Source organism: Kitasatospora sp. NPDC059571 (assembly GCF_042735675.1).
Lineage (GTDB): Bacteria > Actinomycetota > Actinomycetes > Streptomycetales > Streptomycetaceae > Kitasatospora.
Genome location: NZ_JBHWBW010000111.1, coordinates 10,644 through 19,328, shown reverse-complemented (window position 1 = coordinate 19,328; position 8,685 = coordinate 10,644). Strand labels below are relative to the sequence as shown.

At 73.4% G+C, this 8,685-nt stretch carries 7 protein-coding genes; 3 read left to right on the top strand and 4 right to left on the bottom strand.

Annotated features, from left to right (window positions below):
• The first annotated feature begins 133 nt into the window (after positions 1–133).
• From ACFV0G_RS15470 to ACFV0G_RS15460, 3 genes are read left to right on the top strand one after another with little or no spacing between them, the layout of a single operon-like run.
• A complete protein-coding gene (locus ACFV0G_RS15470; protein ID WP_380546834.1) occupies positions 134–2,914 on the top strand; it encodes a lectin in 2,781 nt (926 codons plus the stop codon).
• Positions 2,915–2,962: 48 nt separating this feature from the next.
• Complete coding sequence (locus ACFV0G_RS15465; RefSeq protein WP_380546832.1) at positions 2,963–3,475, top strand: DinB family protein; 513 nt, start codon at positions 2,963–2,965, stop codon at positions 3,473–3,475.
• Positions 3,476–3,526: 51 nt separating this feature from the next.
• Positions 3,527–4,324: a VOC family protein gene (locus ACFV0G_RS15460; RefSeq protein WP_380546830.1), complete on the top strand. Its 798-nt coding sequence runs from the start codon at positions 3,527–3,529 to the stop codon at positions 4,322–4,324.
• Between the two features lie 292 nt (positions 4,325–4,616).
• On the opposite strand, the gene ACFV0G_RS15455 is transcribed toward ACFV0G_RS15460, so the two are convergent.
• Genes ACFV0G_RS15455 through ACFV0G_RS15440 form a run of 4 tightly spaced genes read right to left on the bottom strand, consistent with a single transcriptional unit; the run spans position 4,617 to position 8,503 of the window.
• Positions 4,617–4,979 carry a DUF1304 domain-containing protein gene (locus ACFV0G_RS15455; RefSeq protein WP_380546828.1) on the bottom strand — a complete coding sequence of 121 codons (363 nt, stop codon included), beginning with the start codon at positions 4,977–4,979 and terminating at the stop codon, positions 4,617–4,619.
• Between the two features lie 34 nt (positions 4,980–5,013).
• A complete protein-coding gene (locus ACFV0G_RS15450; RefSeq protein ID WP_380546826.1) occupies positions 5,014–6,627 on the bottom strand; it encodes a glycoside hydrolase family 13 protein in 1,614 nt (537 codons plus the stop codon).
• A gap of 32 nt (positions 6,628–6,659) precedes the next feature.
• A complete protein-coding gene (locus tag ACFV0G_RS15445) occupies positions 6,660–7,544 on the bottom strand; it encodes a carbohydrate ABC transporter permease (RefSeq protein ID WP_380546824.1) in 885 nt (294 codons plus the stop codon).
• A 14-nt stretch (positions 7,545–7,558) separates the two neighbouring features.
• The gene (locus tag ACFV0G_RS15440; protein ID WP_380546822.1) at positions 7,559–8,503 is read right to left on the bottom strand and encodes a carbohydrate ABC transporter permease; all 945 of its coding nucleotides are present in this window, start codon (positions 8,501–8,503) and stop codon (positions 7,559–7,561) included.
• Positions 8,504–8,685 lie beyond the last annotated feature (182 nt).

Below are 8,685 nucleotides of genomic sequence, written 5' to 3'. Positions count from 1 at the left end.
CGCGGGCGCGCCCCCCCCGCGCGCCCCTCCCGACCCGCCGCCCCCCCGGCGGCCCCGCCCCCCCCCGCGCCCGCCCCCCCCCCGGTCCGCTCTCGTGCGCATCTCAGGCCGACGCCGGGTCGCAGGAGGCTCCGTGCACCGTTCCCGCTCCATCCCGTCCCTGCTCGCCGTCGGCGCCGCCGCGGCCCTGCTCGCGGGCGCGGTTACCGCGCCCGCCCAGGCCGCCCCGGCCGGCCGGGTGAGCACCGACGACCCCGCCCAGTACGTGAACGCGTACGTCGGCACTGCGCAGGGCCAGCCCGACTTCGGCAACGGCGGCGGCGCGGGCAACACCTTCCCCGGCGCCACCGCCCCGTTCGGCATGGTGCAGTGGAGCCCCGACACCGCCACCTACCAGCACGGCGGCTACAGCTACGGGGACCACCGGATCGGCGGCTTCAGCCTCACCCACATCTCCGGCGCGGGCTGCGGCGACTACGGCACCACCCCGTTCATGCCCGTGCTCGACGGCACCCCGGTCGACCACAGCGACTTCTCGCACACCGCCGAGGCCGTCGCCCCCGGCTCGTACGCCGTCACCTTCGACAACGGGCTGCGCGCCGAGCTCGCCGCCACCCGGCGCACCGGCATCGCCCGCTTCACCTACCCGCAGGGCCACACGGCCTCGCTCACCGTGGACGCCGGAAAGGCCTTCAACGACGCCTCCGGCTCGGTCACTGTCGGCACCGACACCATCGACGGCTGGACGGAGAGCGGCGGCTTCTGCGGCACCGGCAACCGCTACCGGATCTACTTCCACGCCGTCTTCGACCGGCCGTTCGCCAGCGCCGGCATCGTCCGCTCAGGCGAGGGCGGGCAGCGGGGCGTCGACACCGGGCGCCGCACCGCCACCGGCAGCAGCCGGGGCATCGCCCCGCAGCCGGCCCGCACCGAGCAGGCCCGCGAGCGCCGTGCCGCGGCACAGCCCCCGCACCCCGACCGGGCCCGGCCCTCCTCCGGGGCCGAGGCCCTGGTCTCCTTCGACCCCGGCCCCGACCGCACGGTGACCGCCCGGGTCGGGATCTCCTTCGTCAGCGCCGCCGGCGCCCGCGCCAACCTGGACGCCGAACAGGGCGGCGGCGCGGACTACGACCGGATCAGGGCGGCCGCCCGCGCCGAGTGGAACGGCCTGCTCGGCCGGATCGCCGTGGACGGCGGCACCACCGCCCAGCGCCGGATCCTCTACACCGCGCTCTACCACGCGCTGCTGCACCCCAGCGTGCTCAGCGACGCCGACGGCCGGTACCCCGGGTTCGACGGGGCGATCCGCACCGCCCGCCCCGGGCACGACCAGTACGCCGACTTCTCCGGCTGGGACGTCTACCGCTCCCAGGTGCAGCTGCTCGCCCTGCTCGACCCGGCACGGGCGGCCGACATCGCCCAGTCCGTGGTCGACCAGGGCGCCACGGCCGGCTACTTCGACCGGTGGACGCTCGCCAACGGCGGCACCGGCGTCATGGTGGGCGACCCGCTGCCGATCATCGCGGCGAGCATCCACGCCTTCGGCGGGACCGACTTCGACGCGGCCGGGCTGCTCCGGCTGGCCCTCGCCGGCAGCCGCGACGACCGGCAGCGCCCCGGCCACGACCTCTACGACGCGATCGGCTACGTCCCGGCCGACGACGGCGGGGTCTGGGGTTCCGCCGCCACCACCCTGGAGTACACCGGCGCGGACTTCGCCCTCGCCCAGCTGGCCGGCCGGATCGGCGACCGGGACGCCCACGACACCCTGATGCACCGCTCGGCGAACTGGCGCAACCTGGTGCACGCCGGCGACGGCTACCTGCGGCCGCGCGACACCGACCACTCCTGGCCGTCGTTCCGCCCCGAGCAGCAGGACCAGTTCGTCGAGGGCAGCGCCGCCCAGTACAACTGGATGGTCCCGTACAACCACCGCGGGCTGTTCGACGCGATGGGCGGCGACGGCGCGGCGGCCGCCCGGCTCGACGACTTCTTCGCCCAGCTCAACGCCGGGCCCGACGCCGCCCACGCCTACCTCGGCAACGAGCCCTCGCTGGGCACCCCGTGGGCGTACGCCTACGCCGGCCGGCCGTACCGCACCCAGGACGTGGTGCGGCGCGCGCTGACCACGCTGTTCGCCGACGCCCCGGACGGCGAGCCCGGAAACGACGACCTCGGGGAGCTGTCCTCCTGGGTGGTGTGGGCCTCGCTCGGGATGTATCCGCAGGCGCCCGGACGGGCCGAACTCGTCCTCGCCAGCCCGCTGTTCCCGGCCGTCACGATCCGGCGCGGCAACGGCGCGGTGATCGACGTCAGCGCTCCGGAGGCCTCCGCGTCCGCCCGCTACGTGCACGCCCTCGCGGTCGACGGCGCCGCCACCGGACGGCCGTGGCTCGGCGAGGACGTCGTGGCCCGCGGCGGGACGCTGGTGTTCACCCTCGGTACCGATCCCGACCCCGGCTGGGGCAGTGCCCCGGCCGACGCCCCGCCGTCCTTCGACGTCGGCCCGGCCGGCCCGGCCACCGGCCCGGTCACCGGCCTCGCCGCGAAGTGCCTCGACGTCGACGGGAGTTCGACCGACGACGGCACCCGGGTCCAGCTGTTCGGCTGCAACGGGACGGGCGCCCAGCAGTGGACGACGGCGACCGACGGCAGCCTTCGGGCGCTCGGCAAGTGCTTGGACGTGGCCGGGAGTTCGGCCGACAGCGGGACGCCCGTCCAGCTCTGGCAGTGCAACGGCACCGGCGCCCAGCAGTGGTGGCCGCGGTCCGACGGCTCGCTGCTCAACCCGCCGTCCGGCCGCTGCCTGGACGTCCCCGGCAGCCGGACCGACGACGGCACCCCGCTGCGGATCTGGGACTGCAACGGCACCGCCGCCCAGCGCTGGACCGTCCCCGTCCGGCCCGCCCCGTGAACCGGCCGGCCTGACCCGGCCCGCCCCCTCCGTGCAAAGGACCGACCGATGACCGACCGCACCACCGGCGAGCTGCCCCGCGAGCGCGCCGACCTGCTGGAGACCCTGGCGAAGCACCGGGGCTTCCTCCGCTTCACCTGCCGCGACCTCACCGACGAGCAGGCCGCGCGGCGCACCACGGCGAGCGCGCTCTGCCTGGGCGGGCTGATCAAGCACGTGACCGGCGTCGAGGAGCGCTGGTACCGCTTCGCGACCGGCGGGGCTGACGCCATGCGGAGCGAACCCATCGACTGGGAGGGCCAGTTCACCATGGCCGAGGGCGAGACCCTGGCCGGCCTGCTGGCCGCCTACGAGGAGGTCGCCGCACGGACCGACGAGCTGGTGGCCACCGCTCCCGACCTGGACGCCGAGCATGCGCTGCCCGAGGCCCCCTGGTTCGAGCCGGGCGCCGCCTGGTCGGTGCGCCGGGTGCTGCTGCACATCGTCGCCGAGACCGCGCAGCACGCCGGCCACGCCGACATCATCCGCGAGTCCCTGGACGGCGCCAAGACCATGGGCTGACCGCCCGCGACCGTCCACCGCACCGACCCCCGAGCGAGAGGAAGCAGGACCATGGCCGTACGACCCGAGGGCACCCCGTGCTGGGCCGATGCGATGTTCACCGACCTGGAGGGCGCCAAGACCTTCTACGGAGCCGTCCTCGGCTGGACGTTCGGCGAGGCGTCCTCCGAGTTCGGCAACTACACGCAGGCCTTCAAGGACGGCAAGGCGGTCGCCGCCGTGGTGCCGCCGATGCCGGGCGAGGACAGCCCCTCGGCCTGGTGCCTCTACCTCGCCTCCCCGGACGCGGCCGCCACCGTGGAGCGGATCCGGGCGGCCGGCGGCGAGGTCCTCATGGAGGCCATGCAGGTCGGCGACTTCGGGACGATGGCGCTGGCGAAGGAACCCACCGGCGCGGTCTTCGGCGTCTGGCAGGCCGACAAGCACGAGGGCTTCGAGAAGATCGGCGAGCCCGGCGCCTACGCCTGGGCCGAGCTCTGCACCCGGGACACCGCGCGCACCGATGCCTTCTTGTCCCAGGTGTTCCCGTACCGCGCCCAGCAGATGGCCGAGGAGGGCGTGGACTACCGGGTCTACAACCTCGGAGAGAACCCGGTGCTCGGCCGGATGGAGATGGGCAGCGAGTTCCCGGCCGGGCTGCCGCCGTTCGTCTGCGTCTACTTCGCGGTCGACGACTGCGACGCGGCGGTCGCCAAGGCCACCGAGCTCGGCGGCAGCCTCCAGTTCGGCCCGATGGACAGCCCGTTCGGGCGGTTCGCCGCCGTCACCGACCCGCAGGGCGCGGCGTTCGCCGTCATCGACCCCGGCCGCACCGAGGGCGCGATGCCGGCCCTGACCGACGTCGCCTGACCCCGGGGGCGGCCGACCCCGCGGCCCCCCCCGCTCCGCCCCCCCCCGGGGGCGGCGGCGGCGGTCGCGCGCGCGGCCGCGGGCGGGCCCCCCCCCGCGGGGGGCCCGCCCCCGCGGCCGGCGTCGACGGCGAGCGCCTGGAGGTCCTCGTAGTGGAGGTAGAAGGTGGCCCGGCCGAGGCCGGCCCGGCGCACCACCGCCGAGACGCTCACCTCGGCGAGCGGCCGCTCCCGGCACTCGGCGACCAGCGCCGCGCGCAGCCGGGTCCGGGTGCGCTCGGCGCGCGGATCGCTCATCCGGCGGCCAGCACGGCGGCGAGGGCGACCGCGCCGGGCAGCGCCTGGGCGAACAGGATCCGCCGGTTGGCGGTGGCCGCACCATATATGCCGGCCACCACCACGCAGCTCAGGAAGAACACCTGGGCGTCGTGGCCGACCGGGTCGGAGGCGACCAGGCCCCAGACCAGGCCCGCCGCCAGGAACCCGTTGTAGAGCCCCTGGTTGGCGGCGAGCGGCGCGGTGGCGCGGGCCGTCGCGGCGTCGAAGCCGGACAGCGACCGTCCGGGGGAGCGCTCCCAGAGGAACATCTCCAGAACCAGGATGTACGCGTGGAGCGCGGCCACCAGGCCGACCAGGACGTTCGCCACCGCTTGCATGATCACTCCAATGTCATGGACAACTGTCCAGCAATCATAGACGAGTGTCCAGGAACTCGACCCACACGGCGGTGTCCGCCGGCAGGCCGCCCTCGGCCAGCGGCCCGCTGGCCAGCACCGGCTCCGCCCCCTCGGGCAGCGGCACCGGGTCGGCACCGAGGTTCACCAGGCAGCCGAAGCCGTCCGCCCGCCGGAAGGCGAGCACCTCGGGCCCGGAGGGCAACCAGGCGAACTCCCCCGCGATCCGCTCCCGGCGGATCCGCAGCGCCGCGCGGTAGAGCTCCAGCATCGAGGCCGCGTCGCCGGTCTGGGCCGCCACCGTGAGCGCCGCCCAGTCGGCGGGCTGCGGCAGCCACGGCGCCACACCGTCCGGTGCGAAGCCGTACGGGGCCCGGTCGCCGGACCAGGGCAGCGGGACCCGGCAGCCGTCCCGGCCCGGGTCGGTCCCGCCCGAGCGGAAGTGCATCGGGTCCTGGAGCGCGTCCAGCGGCAGGTCCTCCACCTCCGGCAGGCCGAGCTCCTCGCCCTGGTAGAGGTAGAGCGAGCCGGGCAGCGCCATCGAGAGCAGCGCCGCGGCCCGGGCCCGGCGCAGGCCGAGGGCGGTGTCGGTGGCGCGGCCGAACGCCTTGGTGGCGAACTGGAACCGGCTGTCCGCGCGACCGTAGCGGGTGACCGTCCGGGTGACGTCGTGGTTGCACAGCACCCAGGTGGCGGGCGCGCCGACCGGCGCGTGCGCGGCCAGCGTGGCGTCGATCGAGGCCCGCAGTTCGGCCGCCTCCCACGGGCGGGCCAGGAAGTCGAAGTTGAAGGCGGTGTGCAGTTCGTCCGGGCGCAGGTAGCGGGCGAACCGCTCGGTGTCCGGCACCCAGATCTCGCCGATCAGGACGCGCGGCTGCTCGTACGAGTCGGCGATCGCCCGCCAGGAGCGGTAGATCTCGTGCAGGTCGTCGCGGTCCACGTACGGGTGGGTGTCGGTGCCGAGGACGAAGTCGGGCAGGCCCGGCTCCTTGGTCAGCAGGCCGGCCGAGTCGATCCGGACGCCGGCGGCGCCGAGGTCGAACCAGAACCGCAGGATCGACTCGTGCTCCTGCCGCACCCGCGGGTGCGCCCAGTTCAGGTCGGGCTGCTCGGTGGCGAACAGGTGCAGGTACCACTGGCCGTCGGCGATCCGCGTCCAGGGGCAGCCGCCGAACTCCGACTTCCAGTCGTTGGGCGGGAGTTCGCCGTTCTCACCGCGCCCCTCGGCGAAGTGGAACAGGTCGCGCTCCGGGCTGCCGATCCCCGCCGCCAGCGCGGCGCGGAACCACGGGTGCTCGCTCGACACGTGGTTGGGCACGATGTCGACGATGGTGCGGATGCCGAGGTCGAGTGCCTCGGCGATCAGCTTCTCGGCCTCCTCCAGCGTGCCGAAGGCGGGGTCGATCGACCGGTAGTCGGCGACGTCGTAGCCGCCGTCCTTCATCGGCGAGGGGTACCACGGGTTGAACCAGACGGCTTCCACGCCGAGTTCGGCGAGGTACGGGAGACGGGAGCGGATGCCTGCCAGGTCGCCGGTGCCGTCGCCGTTGCCGTCGGCGAAGCTGCGCGGGTAGATCTGGTAGATCGCCGCGTCTCGCCACCAGTCCGAGCGGTCGGGCTGCTGTGCCACGGTACGGGGTCCTTTCGAGAAATGACTGGGCGTCAGCCCTTGAGCCCGCCCGAGGTCAGGCCGGCCATGATGTTGCGCTGGAAGATCAGGAAGAACGCGATGGTCGGCAGCGAGGCGATCGCCAGGGCCGCGATGACCACGTTCTGCGGGACCCCGATCGAGAGCGAGTTGATGCCGATGTTGAGCGGCTGGTTCCGCGGGTCCGGCTGGACCAGCAGCGGCCACAGGAAGTCCTTCCAGACGTTCACCACCGCGAAGATGGAGACCACGCCGATGATCGGCCGGGACATCGGGAGGATGATCGACCAGAGCGTGCGCATCGGCGACGCCCCGTCGATGGCGGCCGCCGCCATCAGCTCGTCGGGCACCGAGTCGAAGAAGCGCTTCAGCAGGAAGATGTTGAAGGCGTTCGCCACGGTGGGCAGCCAGATCGCCCACGGGGTGTTGACCAGGTTGAGGTGCAGCAGGGGAAGGTCCAGCACGGTCAGGTACTGCGGCACGATCAGCACCGCGGACGGGATCATGAGCGTCGCCAGCATCATGCCGAGGATCAGGTTGCCCAGCACCGGCCGCAGCTTCGACAGCGCGTAGGCCGCCGCGACGTCGAAGACCAGCTGGAAGGCCAGCGCGCCGAACGCGTAGTACAGCGTGTTGAACAGCAGCCGGCCCATGTTGAGCTTGGACCACGCCTCACTGTACGTGTCGGTGTGGATCCGGTGCGGGAAGAAGGTCGGCGGGTTCTGGATGACCTCCTGGGTGGACTTCAGGCCACCGGTCACCAGCCAGTACAGCGGGCCGAGGAAGACCAGGGTGAAGCCGGCCACCACCAGGGTGAGCACGGTCCAGTACACGGCCTTGCCGACCGGCCGGTTGAGCTGGGTCTGGGAGATCAGCGTCCGGGTCGAGGTGTCTGCCATGGCGGGTCTCCGTCCTAGTCGGTGGTGCGGCTCAGGCGCACGTAGAGCGCGGAGAAGCCGGCGAGTACGAGCAGCATGACCAGGCCGAGCGCGGAGGCACTGCCGTAGTTGTTGAAGCTGAAGGCGTACTGGTAGATGAGGTACACGACGGTCATCGTCGAGTTCTGCGGGCCGTTGCCGCCGGTCAGCAGGTACGGCTCGACGAAGACCTGCATGGTCGCCACGATCTGCAGCAGCAGGAGCAGCGACAGGATCAGGCGGGTCTGCGGGATGGTGACGTGCCAGATCCGGCGGAGCAGGCCCGCGCCGTCGAGCTCGGCGGCCTCGTACAGCTCACCGGGGATGCCCTGGAGGGCGGCCAGGTAGATCAGGGTGGCACCGCCCATGTTCATCCAGGTCGCCGCGATGACGACGGAGAGCATCGAGGTGGCGGGCGAGTTGAGCCAGGCCGAGGTCGGCAGGTGCAGGGTGCGCAGGATGTCGTTGAACAGGCCGTAGCCGGGGTTGTAGAAGTACTTGAAGAGCAGCACCGAGGCGACCGGCGGCAGCATCACCGGCAGGTAGACCAGCACCCGCAGGTAGGCCTTGGCGTGCCGGAGCTCGTTCAGCAGGACGGCGACGACGAACGGGACGGCGAAGCCGAGCACCAGGGCGAGCACGGTGAACAGCAGGGTGTTGCGCCAGGCGTGCCAGAAGTCCGGGTCGTGGAAGATCCGGTCCAGGTTCTCCGTGCCGACCCACGTGGTCCTGCCGCGCTTGGTCTTCTGGAAGCTCATGATGACCTCGCGGACCATGGGGTACCACGAGAAGTAGGCGAAGCAGAGCAGGGCACCGAGCAGGAAGCCATGGCCGGTGAGGTGCCTGCGGATGCGCTGACGGAGGGCGGCACGGTTCTGGGAGGGGGATTCCTGCGCCGGTGGCTCGGTCTTCCGCCGGGCGGAGACGCTGATCGCTGCCATGGGGAGTACTCCTGGTCGGTCGGACGGTGTGGCTCGGGCGTGCGCGGGGGCCGGCCCGGCGGCCCGCCCCCCCCGCCAGCCCCCCCCCCCGCTCGCCCCCCCCCCCCCCCCACCGCGGCGTCCCCCCGCGCAAACACGTTACCCCCCACCACCCCCCACGCCCGCCCCCACACAAAACCGCC